Below are 16361 nucleotides of genomic sequence, written 5' to 3' on the forward strand. Positions count from 1 at the left end.
ATCAACCTTTCTCTTCGCTACGATTATTGCTGCGTTTTTTCCCAGTCCGCGAGGAACTTTTCAATTCCTTGCGTCGTGAGTGGGTGGTGTGTGAGTGACTCGATGACCGAGAATGGAATCGTCGCGATGTCTGCGCCCGCAAGAGCAGCGTTCGTCACGTGAACCGGGTTCCGGACCGATGCCGCAATGATTTGTGTCGGAATATCATGTACGACGAAAATTTGAGCAATCGTCTCGACGAGGCCCATTCCATCTTGACCGATGTCATCTAGACGACCGAGGAATGGTGATACGTATGTCGCACCAGCACGGGCTGCGAGTAATGCTTGGTTCGGATTGAAGATCAATGTGACGTTCGTCGTGATCTTCTCTTTTGAAAGTGCTGCGACCGCTTCGAGTCCGGCCGGAGTCATTGGAACCTTAACCGTAATGTTCGGTGCGATCTGGGCAAGTTCCTTCCCTTCGCGAATCATTCCTTCTGCATCAAGCGCGATGACTTCAGCGCTGACAGAGACATCTCCGACGATTTCACAGATTTCACGAAGTCTTGTATGGAAATCGACGCCCTCCTTAGCGACGAGCGATGGATTCGTCGTGACACCATCTAAAATCCCCATTTTATGTGCTTTCTTGATGTCCTCTACGTTTGCTGTGTCAATGAAAAATCTCATCTTTCTCGTTCCCCTTTCATCCCTTGAAATCGCTTACGACTCTATTATAGGTTTTTTTCACGAGAAGTCCTACTGTTTTCCATCGAATACACGTTCATATGATATGAAAAAAGCACGGTAGACCGAAGTCTACCGCACTTTAAAGAGGAGTCGATTAAGCTTTGTTGCTTGAACCGAACTCACGCATCTTACCGATGACAGTTTGTTTGATTGCTTCACGACCTGGTGCGATGAATACGCGTGGGTCATATGCTTCTGGTTTCTCAGCCAACACTTCACGAACGACTTTCGCGAATGAGATTTGGTTCTCTGTGTTAACGTTGATTTTTGAAGTTCCGAGTGAGATCGCTTTTTCGATATCGTGTGTCGGAATTCCAGTTCCACCGTGAAGAACGAGTGGGAGGTTTGTAGCGTCACGGATTTCTTCCATCTCTTTGAATCCGAGGTTTGGTTCACCTTTGTATGGTCCGTGAACAGAACCGAGTGCAGGAGCAAGCGTGTCGATTCCAGTTTCTTTAACGATGCGTACACACTCGTCAAGTTTCGCGTACATGACATCACCGATGACGTCGTCTTCTTGTCCACCAACTGTACCAACTTCCGCTTCAACTGAAACGCCTTTAGCGTGAGCGTATTCAACGACTGCTTTAGTTGTTTCGATGTTTGTGTCGATCGGGCTGTGCGAATCATCGATCATGACAGATGTAAATCCAGCGTCGATCGCTTCTTTACATTTTTCAACGCTCGAACCGTGGTCGAGGTGGATTGCGACTGGAACTGTTACTTTCATGTCGTGTACGAGACCTTCAACCATTTTCACGACAGTGTAGAATCCGCCCATGTGGCGTGCTGCACCTTCAGATACTCCAAGGATAACTGGTGACTGCTCTTCTTGAGCCGCACCGAGAATCGCTTGTGTCCACTCGAGGTTGTTGATGTTGAATTGACCTACTGCATACTTACCTTCGAGAGCTTTGTTTAACATGTCTGTCATAGATACTAATGGCATAATGACATCCTCCTCTGTTTTGATCGCTGCTTACACGAACTCGTGCAATTTCAGACTGATTATAACATACTGATTCATCGGAACGTACAGCATTTCGCTTGGTTTTTTGGTTTGTGACGGCGACGTGAAGGATTAACCGCTTACATCGTGAGAAATTTGCACAGTCACTTCTTTTTTTAATTCGAAGATGTCAAATGGCTTCCCGAAGAAGGCGACGACCCCTAATCGTTTCGCTTCTTCCATCGCTTCTTTTTCACCGAGTGCCGTCATTAAAATCGTCCGGACACGTCGTCCGATCCGGTCCTGATGACGTAAAACCTCAATCCCGGTCCGCCCCGGCATGTTGACATCCATCAACAGCAAATCATATGCCGCTTCTTGTAAATAGACGATCGCTTCCTCTCCATCGACGGCGACGTCCGTTTCATACCCTTCTGTCCGGAACAATTGTGCAAGTAAGTTCCGGATTCCCGGCTCATCCTCGACGATCAACAATCTGCCTTTCATCTCTGCCACTCCCCCTCTAGTTATTTCCATTCTACACTAAAGCAAAACTTGCTTTATACTGTCCTTGAGAGAAATACAGAAAGGATGAAGAAAAATGATGAAAATCTTAGCTACACAATTCAACGGAAAATTGCAAACGCTCGCAAAACAGGAAGACGAACTATTCGATGTCGTCCGTCTGCTCGCACAGGCGCTCGTCGGAGAAGGCACGGTCTACGTCGACGCTTACGGTGAATGTGAAGGACTCTATCCAATGCTCTCAGAAGGTCCGGATCAGATGAAACGGGTTACGAAAATCAAGGATCGAAAGACACTGCACGCTGTCGATCGCGTCTTAATCTTTACGCCAGATACGGAACGCTCCGACCTTCTCGCTTCTCTTGCCCGCTATGACGCATGGCATACGCCTTATGCGATCGTCACACTCAGTGACGTGACAGAAACGCTCGAGCGTTCGATTGCACCGCTCGCATTGAAGTTTAATAAAGGATTGCTTCCGGCAGAGGACGGTTCACGTCACGGACTGCCGAGTCTTGCCCTTTGCGCGTTCCTCTTGACACATATCTTGACGCAACTACAAGAGATGACGGAAGAGTGGGATTAACACTTTTCTTCTATAATATGTAGTTCTGAATATAATTAATCAAAAAAGACGCGGTAAACTTCAAGATGCTGAAGGTTACCGCGTCTTTGATTATCTTTCTTTTCATTCACCAAGTGAAGCTTGGATGAAGTCATGGAAGAGTGCTTGTGGACGTTCGGGACGCGAGATCAATTCTGGGTGGAACTGACACGCGACGAACCATTTGTGTTCTGGAATCTCGATGATCTCAACGAGACGACCGTCTGGGCTCGTACCTGAGAAGACCATGCCGTTCGCTTCGAACTGCTCACGGAATTCGTTACCGAACTCATAACGGTGACGGTGACGTTCGTAGACGAGCTCGCTTGAATACGCGGCACGTGCTTTCGTTCCATCTTCGAGTTTACATGGGTAAAGTCCGAGACGGAGTGTACCACCGAGATCCTCGATGTCTTTTTGTTCTGGCAACAAGTCAATGATTGGGTATGGTGTCGCTGGGTCGATTTCCGCTGAGTGTGCGCCTTCAAGATTGAGTACGTTACGTGCGAATTCAACTGTCGCGAGTTGCATACCGAGACAGATACCGAAGAACGGTACGTTGTTTTCACGTGCAAAACGTGTCGCTTCGATTTTCCCTTCGATTCCGCGTTCTCCAAATCCACCAGGAACGAGGATTCCGTCTGCTGAACCGAGCAATTCGTTGACGTTTTCGCGCGTCACGTCTTCTGCGTTGATCCAGTCGATTTCAATATCACTGTTGAAGGCGAATCCAGCGTGTTTCAGTGCTTCTGCAACTGAGATGTACGCATCACGCAATTCGACGTATTTCCCGACGAGTGCGATCTTCGTCGTCTTCTCGAGGTGTGTCACTGTGTGGACGAGTTGTTTCCAAGCCGTCATGTCAGCAACTGGTGTGTCGAACTTGAAATAGTCACAGACGAGTTGGTCCATGCCTTGACGTTGCAAGTTGAGCGGTACTTCGTAGAGCGTCGATGCATCTTGTGCTTCGATGACTGCTTCCGGACGTGTGTCACAGAAGAGAGCGATTTTATCTTTCATCTCTTGTGGGACTGGGTGCTCTGCACGTAAGACGATGATGTCTGGCTGGATACCATAGCTACGGAGTTCTTTGACACTGTGTTGTGTCGGTTTCGTCTTGAGCTCACCTGCTGCTGCAAGATACGGAACAAGCGTACAGTGAACGTACATGACGTTTTCTTTTCCGATATCGTTTTTCACTTGGCGAATGGCTTCGATGAACGGAAGCGACTCAATATCCCCTACTGTTCCACCAATCTCCGTGATGACGACGTCTGCGCCCGTTTCTTTTCCAGCACGGAAGACACGGTCTTTGATTTCGTTCGTGATGTGCGGAATGACTTGGACTGTTCCACCGTTGTAGTCTCCACGGCGTTCCTTCTTGAGGATCGTCGAGTAAATACGACCAGACGTGACGTTTGCGTTCTGGCTCAAGTTGATGTCGATGAAGCGCTCGTAGTGACCAAGGTCAAGGTCCGTCTCTGCGCCATCATCTGTGACGAAAACTTCCCCGTGTTGGTACGGGCTCATTGTACCCGGGTCGATGTTGATGTACGGGTCAAATTTTTGGATCGTGACGTTAAGGCCACGGTTTTTCAAGAGACGAGCGAGCGATGCAGCGGTGATCCCTTTACCGAGTGACGATACGACGCCACCTGTTACGAAAATATACTTTGTCATGTTAAATATTGCTCCCTTCTCTAATTCACATCTCAACAAAACAGAGGTGGTAAAAACAAAAAAGCAAAAGTGCCCCCATAATAGGAGACACTTTTGCTGAAATAAGCACGTTGCTTAAAGAAGCCCATGACTAACTTACGTCATTCGGAAAACTTCGTCAAGCCTAATTTTTCAGAGAAAAATTTTCGCGCTCGTTCGTCAGCCGTCAACGAAAAAACTGCCATTTCTATAGGGAAATAGCAGCTGTACAGTTGTAGTTGATCGTGCTTAGACTTCCTCTTCTTCTTCGAAGTCTTCTAAGTCTTCTTCGTCGAGATCGTCATCGAGATCATCGATGGCTGCGACTTTTTTGAACGTATCCTCGTCTTCGCTGTCGTCAGCTGAATCATAGTCCGCTGTCTTCGCGAATGTATCGAGATCGTCTTCGATCGTCTCGAACTCATCTTCTTCTGCATCATAGTTGAACTCTTCTTCAAACTCATCAAGTTCTCCACGTTGACGCGCTTCGATGACGAGATCCTCATCCGACTTATCAAACGGATACCAAGCGCGGAGTGACCAACGGTTCGCTCCGACGTTAACGAAGTTTCCGTCGATGTTCATGTCTGTATAGAGTTGAGCAAGTTTCTCGAACTTGTCTTCTTCATCTGTAAACGTATGGTACTTTTCGATTTCTGACGTGATGTCATCGAACGTGATTGGCTGTTCGCCAGCTTCTTGCAACATTTCATTGACGAATTCGATCAGCGAAAGATCAGTAATCTCTTCTTTACTTAAACGGCTGAGGCTCATTGTGACGGCCACTTCCTTTCATTTGCGTTCAATCCATTACTTCTCATTATACGCAAAACAGCTTTTAAAAATCCAGTCTCTATTTAAAAAAAGCTCGAATTGATTCTCGATTCGTGTTTTTCCCGCTCCCGAAAAAGGAATATCCAAGAGAGAAGAAGGAGGAATGACAGATGGAGATGACAATCGAACGGGTCAACGATTTTGATGCCTTCAACTGGTTACCAATTTTATCAAAGAGTACACAGGAAGGCTATCCCTTCATCGAACGGATGCTACGCGAACGGCGAAATGAAACGTTCCAAGAGGATGGTGAGGCATTGTTCGTCGCTTTATCTCTTTCCGGACACGTCATCGCGTGCGGGGGGTATATGAAACAAACCGGCACGAACGACGTCGGTCGGATTCGTCATGTCTATGTCTTACCAGAAATACGACACCACGGTGTTGGTACGCAACTACTTGAGAAAATCATCCCGGAAGCACTTTTGACGTATTCCGAGCTCTGGCTCTATACGGACGATGCCAGTACCTTTTATGAACGATTCGGTTTTGAGCCGTATACAGCAACTAAAGTGACACATCGCCTTCTCAAGCATGCATTCGTTCAACCATAAGTGTCTTGAATTGACATATCGAGAATCATCGATTAGTTTAAGCGTATGACAAATCAAGTGGATCTATTCAAGGCATTATCGAACGAGGTACGTCTTGATATCTTACGCTGGCTCAAGGATCCCGAGACTCATTTCAATAAGCCGACGGCCCATCTCGCGACGAATTTGTCGGACAAGGGAGGCATTTGCGTCGGAGATATCCAAGAGAAGGCGAACTTATCTCAATCGACCGTCTCCCAATATCTTACGATGTTGCAAAAAGTCGGATTGCTCGAATCCGAACGTCACGGCAAATGGACGTATTACCGGCGAAATGAAGAAAAAATCCAGGAGCTTGCAGCGTACCTCAAAGGAGAACTTTGATCCGTTCTCCTCGCCTTACATATCGACATTTCTCGATATTTAGATTCGTGAAAGGATGAATTCTGTTGAAAATCGTGTATTACGCACTCGCGTTACTTGCGGGTATCGCTTTAAGTGTCGAAGGAGCAATCTATGGTGAGCTCGGGAACTTCGTCGGAAAACTCGAAAGTAGCTTTTATAATTTCTTCGCCGGTACGATCATCATCGGATTGATCGTCCTCTTCTTCGGAAGGGGTTCACTCGGCTATACATTCCGCGCACCGAAATGGACCTTGCTCGGTGGTCTACTCGGTAGCATCTACTTGACGATCCTGATCATCAGCATCCCGCTCGTCGGTGTCGGTCTCGCCATGATCAGTGTCATTCTCGGTCAAATGGTCGCTAGTATGGTCATCGAACATAACGGTTGGCTTGGTAGTCCGAAACGTCCGATCAATCGCGACAAGCTAATGGCTTCTGCTCTGATGCTCGTCGCCCTATTTCTTATCTTTTAAGGAGGTTCGCTCGTGAATATTCTATTACTCGGTTTTACATTACTCGGTGGCGTCATGCTGAGCGCACAGTCGTCTATCAATGGTGCCTTCAGTCAAAAGGCAGGGGCTCTCGAAAGTACGTTTCTGACCTTCTTCACGGGGATGCTGATTCTCTCTTTAGCCATCCTCTTCTTCGGACAAGGAAACGTCCTACTCTTGCTCGAAGCACCTCGTTGGCAACTAAGTGCTGTCCTGTTCGGCGTCAGTTATCTATTCCTGACGATTCTTGCCGTTCCGCAGATTGGTGTCACGGCAGCTAGTATCGCGACCGTCATCGGTCAACTCGCAGCAGGTATGGTCATTGATCACATCGGTGCGTTCGGTGGCGTCGTCGTTCCGCTCGACGGAAAACGTCTGCTTGGTCTGCTTGCGATGCTTGCTGCGCTTTACTTCGTCTATCGCGGGAACACACGCAAAGACGTGTCCGCTTCATCTGATTCGATGGCATCGTGACCGAAGTTTCAGCGTTGATTCCCGTGCAAGACTCCGCTTTCCTCGGGCGGAAGGCGAGCCGCCTCGCCGCTTATGCGTCTGCGGGGTCTCACCTATTCCGCTGTCCCGTAGGAGTCTTCGTCTTGCACGTCCATCAACAGAGATCCATCAATCCTCATATACGAAAAGTCCGAACGAGTTCTTTCTCACCCGTTCGGACTTTTTTGGTTCCATTATTTTGTTCTGTGTCCTCACTTCTCCACACGACTTCGACAGGAAAAAGCACAATTTATCGTGCTGTCAGAGACGAACAAGACCAGAGTCGGCTGTCTGTGGCAGCCGAGACCAGTTTGTGTCTCGCCCAAGGAAAGCGAATGGAACATCGCGAGGACATCGAATGAATCTATATCACTGTTCCAGCTGTTGTCTCTTAAGTAAACGCAACGCTTCCGTCGCAAGACGATGGTCTGCTTCCTGCGATAGACCGGAAACGGTGATCGTACCAACGACACCGACTCCTTCGATCCGGATCGGGAACGACCCACCGGCATCGACATAATCGGCTGGAGAAACAGCATACATCGTATGATACGAGCGATGTTTACTCTCATTATACCGACGCATGTACAGCGAGCTATAGCCATGCCGCAAGACGACATTCGATTTCCGGCGGATCCACTCTTCTTGATCCGGTGCCGTACCATCGAGCGCCGCGTAATATAAACGCTGCCCATTCCGTTTGATTTCAACGGCAATCGACAAGTTTTTCTTCATCGCCCGTCCGATCAACTCATGCCCCATCCCGATCGCTTCCGTGTTCGTCAGTGACGTCAGGACGAGCTCTTCCTCTTCCGCGAGCAGTACTTTCAAATCTTCCATGCATCCCATTCCTTTCGTAAGAGGCGTCGTCCTTCATCACTGCTGATGCGCACTGCTTCAATCAAGCGCATTGTTTTTTCAGCGTCGCGTAAATCGACAGGTACCCGTCCACCGCGAAGTCCTTCTGCCAACTGTTCGTAAAACGTCGCATAACTGCCTGGAAGTGTCGCGAGGCGCTCGACTGGCTGATCGGCGATCTGGAGATAGCCATAGGAGTCCACTTCATCTTCGCCGAGCTGTCCATCGACAGCATGACCTTTCGCAAGCCGTCCTTCTTGTGGATCCATTCCATATTTAATGTAACTGCCGCGTGTCGCATGAAACTCAAAACGCGGTGCTGGTCCTTGGATGAAGGATGCCGAGCGAAGAATGACACGCCGCGTACCGTAATGTAGCGTGACATGGAAACCGTCATCGACAACAGCACCGTCACGTTGCAGGTAAACATCGCCCGTCAGAGCATCCGGTTCTCCAAACAAGGCAAGTGCTTGATCGAGTAAGTGTGAGCCGAGATCAAACAGGATGCCGGCACCATCACCCGCTTGTTCCCGCCAGCGCTCCCGAACAACCGGGCGATAGCGATCAAAGCGTGACTCAATGACTTGCCAGTCCCCAATTTCGTTCATCTCCATCAATTGTTGAAGTGTCAGGAAGTCCCCGTCAAAGCGACGGTTTTGATAGACGGCGATTTGAACCCCGTGTTGTTTTGCTAACGTTTGCAGCGCCAGTGCTTCTTCGATCGTCACGACGGCCGGCTTTTCGAGTAAGACGTGCTTTTTTGCTTCGATCGCTTGTTTTGCCATTTCGAAATGCAGTGCCGTTGGTGTCGTGATGACGACAAGTTCCGTATTCTCATCTTGCAAAGCTTCAGCGAGTGTCGCGACGACTGTCGCCTCACTGAAATGTTGTGCCACCTGCTCCGGTCGACTCGAGACGACTTGCGTCACTTCAAATGCCGGTAATGCCTGTAAGAACGGAACGTGAAACGTCACCGCTGAAAAACCAAATCCGACGAGCGTCGTTTGAATCGAGTTCATGTTGTTTCCTCCTCTGTCACGTCGAGATCGACATGATAATGATCTAGTCGTTCTTGCCACGTTGCGTCTGGTACTTGATCGGTGACGAGCATATCGATTTGTCCCCAATCACAGACCTTATGCAAAAAGCGTTTATTGAATTTCGTATGATCCGCGAGGACGATGACACGGGTCGCACTTCGAATCATCGCTTTCTTTACGACCGCTTCTTCGAGTTGTTCCGCAAAAAGTCCTTCTTCCGTCAACCCACATGCTCCAAGAAAAACACAATCGACTTGATAATTCAGGATGTCGTCTGCCGTCTTGATCCCACTCAAGCTTCGCGCATGCCGGTCGAAACGCCCTCCCGTGACGTACAGCTCAATATCCATGCGAGCTCCGACATAGTCTGCAATGTCAAGGGAGTTCGTGATGACGTGTAGTGGATAAGGCGGAAGTGCCCGTGCCATCTCAGATACCGTCGTTGCAGCGTCGAGCAATAAGCGATCATTCGCTTGGACGTGACGCGCCGCGCGCTGTCCGATCCGCCGTTTTTCCGGTTTCTCTGTCCGCTGTTCATATGCAAGTGTCCCACCAGCACGGACTAATCCATTCTTAACACGAATGATCTCCCCTTCTTGTTCGAGGACGATGACGTCACGACGTGCGGTATCTCGTGAAATCTGATACTCCTGCATCAGTTGATCCAGCGAAATTTCAGGACTCGTCTTGATCCATTCCCGCATCTGTTGCAGCCGTTCGATTTGCCCCATCGATTCCTACCTCCTTTTTTCTTTATATTAAGTTTTTTCATTACTATATGCAATTTTATTGCAAATAATTCGACGATAATTCGGGTAAATAATAGAAGACAACTACTTTCAGAACGGAGGAATTGATATGCAAACGATATTGATCACGGGTGCTTCTTCCGGTATCGGTCTGGCGACGGCGCAGCGGTTTGCGGAAGCCGGCTGGTCTGTCTACGCTGGTGTTCGGAGTCCGGGTGAGATGACTGTGTCGTTACCGACGCTCACCTTCTTGTCGCTCGATGTCACAGATGAAACAAGCGTGAAGGCAGCCATCCGGCAAATCGAACAAGAGGTCGATCACCTGGACGTTGTATTCTGCAACGCCGGTCATGGTTTACTGCGCGCACTCGGTCAAGCGACAAGTTATGAAATCAAGCAACTCTTCGAAACGAATGTCTTCGGTGTCATCCGAACGATTGAAGCCTGCCTCCCCTTACTCAAACAAGCACCGGAAGGTAGTCACTTACTCGCGACTTCAAGCGTCAGTGGTCTCGTCGGTCAACCGATGAATGAATTGTATTGTGCCAGTAAGTTTGCAATCGAAGGGCTGTTCGAAAGTCTTGCGACCTACTATAAACCGTACTTCAATATCGACGTCACCCTGATTGAACCGGCCGCCGTCGAGACGAACTTTACCGCAAATGTTCTCGATCAACTCGAACGGACGGGTGGCTTACACGAAGACGACTTCAAACCGATCATCACGGCTTATTTGCAGACGTACCGAACGCGACATGCCGACCGCCAATCGGCAGAAGCTCTGGCTGAGGTGATCTTCGAGGTCGTCCACCGTGACGAACGTCCGTTACGAATCCGGACGACGGAAGCCGATGAACATTTCGTCGCCCATAAGACGCATCATGATCCGTCAGGACTCCAAGGTGTCGCTAAAATACGACGGCTGACATTGAATCTCGATTGATTCCCCTTTTTTAAAATTTCAATCCGCCTAAGCAATCTGCGCCCACTATACTGAGACTATCTATCTAAAAATCATCTCGAAGAGCGGAACGCATGCCATCCTTGTTTCTTTTTACGATCGTCTATCTGATTCCGACCTTCATCATGTTCTATATGTCGATTGATATATTTTTACGCACTCCATCACATCCGCAACACTAACTGCTCAGCTTATTCACGTTCGCTTACTTATGGGATGTTCTTCCTCCATTCAAGAAAAATGCCTCTTCACTTGAACTTACAGGTTGATCAGGTGATAGATGGTGTCAAACATGCCGGAAAGAATGATTATCTCATTCATGATACGATGGACTCGACGCACCGATCTTAAAGGAGAGATTCGATGATATCTGTACTGACGATTTTTTCACGCCTATTCAAGGGATTGCGCCGCGCCTTTCACTTGTCTTACTTCCGCGGACTACTGATTCTTTGTTTGTTGACACTCGTCTCTGGGACGATCTTCTACAGTACGGAAGAAAACCTTTCGGTCATCGATGCGCTTTACTTTTGCATCACGACACTGAGTACGGTCGGGCATCCGACATTCATCCCGACGACGACGCTCGGTAAGGTCTTCACGATGGCGTATATCACGATCGGCTGCGGGTTGTTCTTGACGTTAATTGCTACCTTGTCATACGTTTTGATTAAACAACCGGAAGAGGATTAAGGAGGGATCAAGCATGCGTCAATCTGCCATCCAAAACAATTTCGATTGGTGTCGCCTTGTTTGTGAACAAGTCGGATGCCAGGTGACAGAAACCGAATCGACCTGGCTCGCTAAAGGAAGCGTTCCAAGTTATTATCCGGAACTGATGGTTCGCCTTCCTCATCAGCGAATTAATGCAACCGACGTGTACAGCATCAAGGACTGTACGGCGAGCTATGATTTCTCAAGCGCTGGTCTCAGTCACCTGTTCACAGCGGAATGGATGACCCGTCCCGCCATACTCGATCGTCGCGCTCTTCCCGTCGATTGGTCTGTCGTCACGGATGCCACGCAGTTTACTCGCTTCCAAGCAATCCAAGCGACACCGGAGTTACCGGAATCGTTATGGCAACATCCGGACGTCCGCTTTTTCTATTGCGAAGCACAACAGGCAAGTTGCATCGCCTACTCGAACCAAACGACGACCGGATTGATGTACGTTAGTTCCGACTATCTTGATGAACGCTTATGGGATGATATCGCACGCTTGTGCTCCGCACACTTCCCCGGTCAACCACTCGTCGGATACGAATACGGTGATCACCTGATCACGGCGCTCGAAGCAGGCTTTGACGACATCGGTCCACTGGCGGTCTGGATTCGCACGACGCATGAGAATGCATGAAAAAAACCGAACCAATTCCCTTTCTCTTGAAGAGAAGGCGAATCGGTTCGGTTTTTTTACATCAAGCGACTGATGAACGCGGTCGCGATCCCGAAGTAGACGAGGAGCGACAAGATATCGTTCAACGTCGTGATCAGCGGTCCGGACGCAATCGCCGGGTCGATCTTTAAGCGATGTAAGATGAGCGGAATGATCGTTCCAGCCAGTGTTCCAAAAATCAGCGTGATGACGAGTGAGCTGCCGACGACAAGACCTAAGACGGCACTTCCTTGCCAGACGTACGCAATGATAGCAATCAAGACACCACAAATGACACCAATGATCAAACCAACCCAAAGTTCTCGTAGGATTAATCGCGTCGCGACCCGCTTATCGACTTCACGCGTGATCAATCCACGGACGACGACCGCGAGCGATTGGGTACCGGTATTTCCGGTCATCCCAGCAATCATTGGCATGAAAAAGGCGAGCGCGACAACTTTTGAAAGCGTCTCTTCGAACTGACTGATGATCGATCCGGAGACGAGCCCGATGAACAGTAACAAGACGAGCCATGGCAAGCGCCGGGTTGCAGCAATCCACGGCTTCGTCTCGAAATCAATTGATTTACCGGATGCTGAGAGTTTCTCGATGTCTTCATTCGCTTCTTCCCGTAAGACATCGAGTGCATCATCGACCGTGATCAATCCGACGAGAACATCGCCTTCGACGACCGGTAGCGAAACGAGATCGTAGCGTTCGAACAATTGCGCGACCTCTTCCTGATCGGTCTCTGCTGCGACCCGAATCACCTTCGTCTCCATGACATCGCTGATTCGTTCCGTATTTTCAGCTAAGATGACGTCCCGGTATGAGATGACACCGACGAGTTCACTGAGTTGATTGACGACGTACACGTAATTGATCGTCTCCGAGTATTCGATGTAGTCACGCATCTTCTCGACCGTCTCACCGACCGTGAAATCCTCTCCCACCCAGATGAACCGGTTCGTCATCAAACGCCCTGCCGTCTCCGGTGGATACGTCAAGAGATTGCGGACGATCAGTGCCTCGTCTGTCCGCATGCTACCAAGCAAACGGTCAGTTTCTTCTGGTCCCAGTTCCTCCAGTAAATCCGCGACATCATCGTTTTCCATTAAATCGAGGACATGCCCGGCGCGCTCGACGTCTAAACGACGCAAGACGGCAAGACGTTGCTCTCCTTCGAGCTCCTCAAGCACATCTGCCAATCGTTCGTGATCGAGATAATCGAGGAGTCGTGTTTGATCGTTTTCTCCTAATTCTTCATACACTTGCGCGATGTCATACGGATAGACTTCTTCGATGACTTGCTGTGCTTGCTCTCGCTTTTCCTTCGCAAGCGCATCGAGCAATAGCCACTTCCATTGTTGTTCTGCTGTCTGACGCAATCTCCTCACCCCCATACGATTCTGCCTTTTCATCTTAGCACGAGTTGATTCGCGATCGATATCGAAAAACAGTTGACAACTGTTTCTCACGGCTTTAAAGTTTGCCTTAAGGAAACATTATTAGTAGACCGAATCTTTCTCTAGTAATGAATCATCAAAAATTTTTAATCTACTTTTTGCCCTAAGGAAACTTTCCTTCTCTATACCATAAAACTAAAGGAGTGAGCATTCATGTACGCCCTTGATGTTAACCGACTCACGGTCTCCTATTTTGATACACATGCACTCGCCGATGTATCCGTCCGTCTTCCGGTCGCTTCGCTGATTGGTATCATCGGACCGAATGGTGCCGGTAAATCCACTTTCTTAAAAGCCATCCTCGGTCTGATTCCCGCTCGGATCGAGCAGTTACGCGTACTCGATCAACCACTCGAAGCTGTCCGGTCACGTGTCGCATACGTCCCGCAACGAAGTGCAATTGATTGGGACTTCCCGGTTCGTGTGCAGGATGTCGTGTTGATGGGCTGTTATCCGAAGCTCGGCTTATTCAAACGACCATCGAAAGCACAAAAAGCGTTCGCCATGGAATGTCTCGAACGCGTCGGTATGTCCGATCATGCCGAACGGCAAATCGGTGAACTGTCAGGCGGACAACAACAACGGGTCTTTCTGGCGCGTGCCCTTGCCCAAGAAGCAGAACTACTGTTGCTGGACGAACCGTTCGTCGGTATCGATGTCGCCAGTGAGCAGATGATCATCGAACTCTTACGGACACTCCGAGCCGAAGGGCGGACGATTGTCGTCGTCCACCATGATCTGCATAAAGCAGAGGACTACTTCGACACGTTGATGCTATTGAACAAACGACTAATCGCTGTCGGTCCTCCATCTGATATCTTGACGCCGGAGTGGCTCGAACCAGCGTATGGCTTACCCCTATTCGAACGACGCAAGGAGGGACAAGGATGACGTTCATCGAGGCATTACTTCAATATGAGTTCTTACAAAAAGCGATGATCACCGCCGTCATGGTCGGCATCATCTGCGGCGTGATCGGCTGTTTCATCATCTTACGCGGGATGTCGTTAATGGGTGATGCGATCTCGCACGCCGTTTTACCTGGTGTTGCGATTTCTTATCTACTCGGGATCAACTTCTTGATCGGTGCCATCGTCACAGGTCTCGTGACGGCACTTGGAATCGGCTTCGTCAGCCAAAACAGTCGCATCAAGAACGACACAGCGATCGGCATCCTCTTCACGTCCGCCTTCGCCCTCGGGATCATCTTGATTTCGTTCTTGCGCAGCAGTAGCGATCTCTATCACATTTTGTTCGGCAACGTCCTCGCGGTCCGTCCGAGCGATATGTGGATGACCGTCATCATCGGATTGATCGTCCTCGGGGGAATCTTCTTGTTCTACAAAGAGTTGCTGATCAGTTCCTTTGACCCGACAATGGCGCAAGCCTATGGACTATCGACACGCTGGATTCACTATGGATTGATGACATTGCTGACACTCGTCACCGTCGCTTCCCTTCAGACGGTCGGCATCATCCTCGTCGTTGCGATGCTGATCACACCAGCTGCGACAGCGTATTTACTGACGAACCGTCTCTCGCGGATGCTGTTCCTAGCAGCAGGCTTCGGTACGCTGTCCGCCATCGTCGGACTGTATTTCAGCTTCACCTACAATTTATCCTCTGGTGCATCGATCGTCCTCGTCGCGACGACGCTGTTCGCACTCGTCTTCATCTTTTCACCACGTCACGGTCTGATGCGTCACCGGAAACGAAAGGAGTCTACTGTATGAAATTAAAATTTTTCCTGTTCGTCCTCCTCAGCACAGTCTTGCTTGCTACTTGTTCGACACCAGCAGAAGATAACGGAAAGCTGAAGGTCGTTGCGACGTATTCAATCCTCGCTGATCTCGCCCGCGAAGTTGGTCGTGAACACGTTGATGTTCACAGCATGGTTAAGATCGGGGCAAATCCGCATGAGTATGATCCACTTCCGGCAGACGTACAAGCGATGGCGGATGCGGATGTCGTTTTCTATAACGGTCTAAATCTTGAAGCCGGCGGTGCTTGGTTCGACAAACTTCGGGCAACGACCAGTAAAGATGCGTCTGACGCGCCAGTCTATCGTTTAAGTCAAGGTGTCGAACCAAAGTACCTGACGACAAAAGGCAAGGAATCAGAAACCGATCCGCACGCGTGGCTCGATGTGAGTAACGGCATTCAATACGTCGAAAACGTCAAGCAGGCATTGATCAAGGAAGATCCGAAGCACAAAGCGGACTACGAGAAAAATGCCGAGGCTTACATCAAACAACTGCAGACGCTTGATCAGGAAGCGAAAAAGCAGTTTGCCGACATTCCGAAAGCAGAACGTCACCTCGTCACGAGTGAAGGTGCCTTTAAATACTTCGGAACTGCCTATGACGTCAAAGCGGATTATATTTGGGAGATCAACTCGGATAATCAAGGAACGCCGGCACAAGTCCGCCGGATCGTCGATACGATCAAGGAGCAAGACATCCCTGTCCTATTCGTCGAAACAAGCGTCGACCGGCGGAGTATGGAGACTGTCTCTCGTGAGACCGGCGTTCCGATCGCTGGCACACTTTTCACCGACTCGCTCGGAGCACCCGGTAAAGACGGCGACACGTACTACAGTATGATGCAAGCGAACATCAAGACGATCACACAAGCACTCACGAAATAA

20 protein-coding genes are annotated in these 16361 nt (G+C 49.3%); 11 read left to right on the top strand and 9 right to left on the bottom strand.

All coding sequences use genetic code 11. The features are described 5' to 3' along the window. Window positions 1-23: 23 nt before the first annotated feature. From fsa to VJ374_RS14455, 3 genes are all read right to left on the bottom strand, one after another. Entirely contained in the window at window positions 24-671 is a 648-nt protein-coding gene (gene fsa, locus VJ374_RS14445) for a fructose-6-phosphate aldolase (protein WP_023469552.1), read from the bottom strand. Between the two features lie 154 nt (window positions 672-825). Beyond that, a complete protein-coding gene (fba, locus tag VJ374_RS14450; protein WP_035410728.1) occupies window positions 826-1680 on the bottom strand; it encodes a class II fructose-1,6-bisphosphate aldolase in 855 nt (284 codons plus the stop codon). Window positions 1681-1812: 132 nt separating this feature from the next. After that, the gene (locus VJ374_RS14455; RefSeq protein ID WP_035410731.1) at window positions 1813-2187 is read right to left on the bottom strand and encodes a response regulator; all 375 of its coding nucleotides are present in this window, start codon (window positions 2185-2187) and stop codon (window positions 1813-1815) included. Window positions 2188-2281: 94 nt separating this feature from the next. Between VJ374_RS14455 and VJ374_RS14460 the strand changes: the two genes are divergently transcribed. Beyond that, the gene (locus tag VJ374_RS14460; RefSeq protein WP_035395788.1) at window positions 2282-2791 is read left to right on the top strand and encodes a DUF2529 family protein; all 510 of its coding nucleotides are present in this window, start codon (window positions 2282-2284) and stop codon (window positions 2789-2791) included. Window positions 2792-2893: 102 nt separating this feature from the next. Here VJ374_RS14460 and VJ374_RS14465 read toward each other — a convergent pair whose 3' ends face one another. After that, window positions 2894-4489 carry a CTP synthase gene (locus VJ374_RS14465; RefSeq protein WP_047394418.1) on the bottom strand — a complete coding sequence of 532 codons (1596 nt, stop codon included), beginning with the start codon at window positions 4487-4489 and terminating at the stop codon, window positions 2894-2896. Window positions 4490-4756: 267 nt separating this feature from the next. After that, the gene (rpoE, locus tag VJ374_RS14470) at window positions 4757-5281 is read right to left on the bottom strand and encodes a DNA-directed RNA polymerase subunit delta (protein WP_035410737.1); all 525 of its coding nucleotides are present in this window, start codon (window positions 5279-5281) and stop codon (window positions 4757-4759) included. 170 nt (window positions 5282-5451) lie between these two features. Here rpoE and VJ374_RS14475 point away from each other — a divergent pair, with 170 nt between their 5' ends. From VJ374_RS14475 to VJ374_RS14490, 4 genes are all read left to right on the top strand, one after another. Next, complete coding sequence (locus tag VJ374_RS14475) at window positions 5452-5895, top strand: GNAT family N-acetyltransferase (RefSeq protein ID WP_056064132.1); 444 nt, start codon at window positions 5452-5454, stop codon at window positions 5893-5895. 45 nt (window positions 5896-5940) lie between these two features. Beyond that, window positions 5941-6258, top strand: a complete 318-nt coding sequence (locus tag VJ374_RS14480) for an ArsR/SmtB family transcription factor (RefSeq protein ID WP_035410742.1) — start codon at window positions 5941-5943, stop codon at window positions 6256-6258. Between the two features lie 65 nt (window positions 6259-6323). Continuing rightward, complete coding sequence (locus VJ374_RS14485) at window positions 6324-6752, top strand: DMT family transporter (RefSeq protein ID WP_035410744.1); 429 nt, start codon at window positions 6324-6326, stop codon at window positions 6750-6752. 12 nt (window positions 6753-6764) lie between these two features. Beyond that, on the top strand, window positions 6765-7244 hold the full coding sequence (locus VJ374_RS14490; protein ID WP_329469370.1) for a DMT family transporter: 480 nt from the start codon (window positions 6765-6767) through the stop codon (window positions 7242-7244). A gap of 387 nt (window positions 7245-7631) precedes the next feature. On the opposite strand, the gene VJ374_RS14495 is transcribed toward VJ374_RS14490, so the two are convergent. The 3 genes from VJ374_RS14495 to VJ374_RS14505 are packed head-to-tail and all read right to left on the bottom strand — an operon-like array spanning window position 7632 to window position 9891. Continuing rightward, entirely contained in the window at window positions 7632-8102 is a 471-nt protein-coding gene (locus tag VJ374_RS14495) for a heme-degrading domain-containing protein (RefSeq protein ID WP_290788727.1), read from the bottom strand. Beyond that, on the bottom strand, window positions 8090-9139 hold the full coding sequence (locus VJ374_RS14500) for a Gfo/Idh/MocA family oxidoreductase (RefSeq protein ID WP_329469373.1): 1050 nt from the start codon (window positions 9137-9139) through the stop codon (window positions 8090-8092). Before VJ374_RS14500 ends, VJ374_RS14495 begins: the two co-directional genes overlap by 13 nt. Beyond that, window positions 9136-9891 (bottom strand): DeoR/GlpR family DNA-binding transcription regulator, encoded by a 756-nt coding sequence (locus VJ374_RS14505; protein WP_056064125.1) that lies wholly within the window; start codon window positions 9889-9891, stop codon window positions 9136-9138. The genes VJ374_RS14500 and VJ374_RS14505 overlap by 4 nt, the downstream gene beginning before the upstream one ends. 127 nt (window positions 9892-10018) lie before the next feature. On the opposite strand from VJ374_RS14505, the gene VJ374_RS14510 reads away from it, so the two are divergent. The 3 genes from VJ374_RS14510 to VJ374_RS14520 all read left to right on the top strand — a co-directional run bounded on the left by VJ374_RS14510 (window position 10019) and on the right by VJ374_RS14520 (window position 12227). Next, a complete protein-coding gene (locus VJ374_RS14510) occupies window positions 10019-10852 on the top strand; it encodes an SDR family oxidoreductase (RefSeq protein WP_329469375.1) in 834 nt (277 codons plus the stop codon). Window positions 10853-11233: 381 nt separating this feature from the next. Further along, entirely contained in the window at window positions 11234-11563 is a 330-nt protein-coding gene (locus VJ374_RS14515; protein WP_035410757.1) for a potassium channel family protein, read from the top strand. A gap of 13 nt (window positions 11564-11576) precedes the next feature. Then, window positions 11577-12227, top strand: a complete 651-nt coding sequence (locus tag VJ374_RS14520; protein WP_056064119.1) for a hypothetical protein — start codon at window positions 11577-11579, stop codon at window positions 12225-12227. A gap of 56 nt (window positions 12228-12283) precedes the next feature. On the opposite strand, the gene mgtE is transcribed toward VJ374_RS14520, so the two are convergent. Further along, the gene (gene mgtE, locus VJ374_RS14525; protein ID WP_329469379.1) at window positions 12284-13636 is read right to left on the bottom strand and encodes a magnesium transporter; all 1353 of its coding nucleotides are present in this window, start codon (window positions 13634-13636) and stop codon (window positions 12284-12286) included. Window positions 13637-13867: 231 nt separating this feature from the next. On the opposite strand from mgtE, the gene VJ374_RS14530 reads away from it, so the two are divergent. From VJ374_RS14530 to VJ374_RS14540, 3 genes are read left to right on the top strand one after another with little or no spacing between them, the layout of a single operon-like run. Beyond that, the gene (locus VJ374_RS14530) at window positions 13868-14605 is read left to right on the top strand and encodes a metal ABC transporter ATP-binding protein (RefSeq protein WP_290753078.1); all 738 of its coding nucleotides are present in this window, start codon (window positions 13868-13870) and stop codon (window positions 14603-14605) included. After that, entirely contained in the window at window positions 14602-15447 is an 846-nt protein-coding gene (locus VJ374_RS14535) for a metal ABC transporter permease (protein ID WP_290788732.1), read from the top strand. Before VJ374_RS14530 ends, VJ374_RS14535 begins: the two co-directional genes overlap by 4 nt. Then, window positions 15444-16361, top strand: coding sequence for a metal ABC transporter substrate-binding protein (locus VJ374_RS14540; protein WP_329469383.1), 918 nt, complete (start codon window positions 15444-15446; stop codon window positions 16359-16361). The genes VJ374_RS14535 and VJ374_RS14540 overlap by 4 nt, the downstream gene beginning before the upstream one ends.

The sequence above is a fragment of the Exiguobacterium sp. 9-2 genome, from assembly GCF_036287235.1.
Taxonomy (GTDB): Bacteria; Bacillota; Bacilli; order Exiguobacteriales; family Exiguobacteriaceae; genus Exiguobacterium_A.

What these genes read in the sequence shown, in the direction of transcription:
- VJ374_RS14540 (WP_329469383.1), top strand. Translation starts at nt 15,444, where the DNA reads ATGAAATTAAAATTTTTCCTGTTCGTCCTCCTCAGCACAGTCTTGCTT.
- VJ374_RS14455 (WP_035410731.1), bottom strand. Translation starts at nt 2,187, where the DNA reads ATGAAAGGCAGATTGTTGATCGTCGAGGATGAGCCGGGAATCCGGAAC.
- VJ374_RS14480 (WP_035410742.1), top strand. Translation starts at nt 5,941, where the DNA reads ATGACAAATCAAGTGGATCTATTCAAGGCATTATCGAACGAGGTACGT.
- VJ374_RS14535 (WP_290788732.1), top strand. Translation starts at nt 14,602, where the DNA reads ATGACGTTCATCGAGGCATTACTTCAATATGAGTTCTTACAAAAAGCG.
- VJ374_RS14465 (WP_047394418.1), bottom strand. Translation starts at nt 4,489, where the DNA reads ATGACAAAGTATATTTTCGTAACAGGTGGCGTCGTATCGTCACTCGGT.
- VJ374_RS14475 (WP_056064132.1), top strand. Translation starts at nt 5,452, where the DNA reads ATGGAGATGACAATCGAACGGGTCAACGATTTTGATGCCTTCAACTGG.
- fba (WP_035410728.1), bottom strand. Translation starts at nt 1,680, where the DNA reads ATGCCATTAGTATCTATGACAGACATGTTAAACAAAGCTCTCGAAGGT.
- VJ374_RS14520 (WP_056064119.1), top strand. Translation starts at nt 11,577, where the DNA reads ATGCGTCAATCTGCCATCCAAAACAATTTCGATTGGTGTCGCCTTGTT.
- VJ374_RS14460 (WP_035395788.1), top strand. Translation starts at nt 2,282, where the DNA reads ATGATGAAAATCTTAGCTACACAATTCAACGGAAAATTGCAAACGCTC.
- VJ374_RS14515 (WP_035410757.1), top strand. Translation starts at nt 11,234, where the DNA reads ATGATATCTGTACTGACGATTTTTTCACGCCTATTCAAGGGATTGCGC.
- VJ374_RS14530 (WP_290753078.1), top strand. Translation starts at nt 13,868, where the DNA reads ATGTACGCCCTTGATGTTAACCGACTCACGGTCTCCTATTTTGATACA.
- VJ374_RS14505 (WP_056064125.1), bottom strand. Translation starts at nt 9,891, where the DNA reads ATGGGGCAAATCGAACGGCTGCAACAGATGCGGGAATGGATCAAGACG.
- VJ374_RS14495 (WP_290788727.1), bottom strand. Translation starts at nt 8,102, where the DNA reads ATGGAAGATTTGAAAGTACTGCTCGCGGAAGAGGAAGAGCTCGTCCTG.
- rpoE (WP_035410737.1), bottom strand. Translation starts at nt 5,281, where the DNA reads ATGAGCCTCAGCCGTTTAAGTAAAGAAGAGATTACTGATCTTTCGCTG.
- fsa (WP_023469552.1), bottom strand. Translation starts at nt 671, where the DNA reads ATGAGATTTTTCATTGACACAGCAAACGTAGAGGACATCAAGAAAGCA.
- VJ374_RS14510 (WP_329469375.1), top strand. Translation starts at nt 10,019, where the DNA reads ATGCAAACGATATTGATCACGGGTGCTTCTTCCGGTATCGGTCTGGCG.
- VJ374_RS14500 (WP_329469373.1), bottom strand. Translation starts at nt 9,139, where the DNA reads ATGAACTCGATTCAAACGACGCTCGTCGGATTTGGTTTTTCAGCGGTG.